We start from the raw sequence: 1046 nt of genomic DNA on the forward strand, positions 1-1046 counted from the left end.
ACAATGATTGGCAAGCAGTCGCCGTTCCTTACCGGGGAGCCCATGAAATGATTTTCGTTTTACCTCCCGAAGGGATAATGCCCCATGAGATATCAGCAGATATAATAATGGCATTATTTTCATCATTAAACTCCAAACAATCATGCCCATCATGTTCAAAAATCACTATTGGACTTCCACCCTTTAAAGTTGATTCGGACATTGAATTGAGCTACTTTCTGAGAAAAACACCTCTGCGTCCTATTTTTACAAGGCACCTCGAATTAGGAGCTATGCTATCTAATGGTCCAGGTGTTTTGCTTAATCTGGTTCGTCAACATTGCGCAATTGAGGTCAATGAAAATGGGACCCGAGCCGCAGCTGTCACACGCATCTCTACAACGAGAGGAGGGGGAGGGGGCAATCAGAGAAAATCCATCCAATTTAATCGACCATTCCTTTATGTATTGCATAATAAATTAACAAATAGAATCATCTTCATTGGGCAGATACTTGATCCTCGCAGCACTTCGGAATTGGATATCGGGTACCGGTAGCCATTAATCAGGTAAGGGGAGCCTCACGACTCCCCTCACCCTTTCGTTGCAATTGAGAGAAAATAGTGTTCTCAGAAATTTACGGGGAAATAGCTGTCGAGAAAAAATGAATCTTTAATTTTTACAGCGTCAATTCCCTCTGCCCCTTGAGCAGGTTTAGTTTTTAGGTACTCACCAAAAAACTATCCTATATTGTGTTACATCTTCCTTTCAACACTCCGCTGGGAAACTGTCCAGTGAATAGGAAGGTCCTCTTGATGACAATCCCTGAAATCAGGAAGTTATGAGGTGCCAACATGGCTCAAGTAATTAAATCTCCGGATATAGCCTTGCAGCACAGGCGCATTTTACTCTTGGTCAGTTTGCTTTATATCCTGTTGCTACCCTCACAGCTCTGGGCTTTGCCCTATAACCACTTCGGCGTCAACAAAGATACTGAAAAACTTTCACCCTACCCGGCATTTCATGAAGAAGATTCTGACGACGAGCATCAAGGTGACACAATACATT

Annotated in this window: 2 protein-coding genes; both read left to right on the forward strand. The window is 42.8% G+C overall.

The window, feature by feature from the left end:
* Positions 1–536 (forward strand): serpin family protein (locus KDK19_RS22730; protein WP_257293012.1); only part of this gene is annotated, 536 nt, incomplete at its 5' end.
* 296 nt (positions 537–832) lie between these two features.
* A partial coding sequence (locus tag KDK19_RS22735) for a hypothetical protein (protein WP_257293013.1) occupies positions 833–1046 on the forward strand: 214 nt, incomplete at its 3' end.

Origin of the sequence: Endozoicomonas sp. ONNA1 (genome assembly GCF_024606325.1) — a bacterium.
Taxonomy (GTDB): Bacteria; Pseudomonadota; Gammaproteobacteria; order Pseudomonadales; family Endozoicomonadaceae; genus Endozoicomonas_A.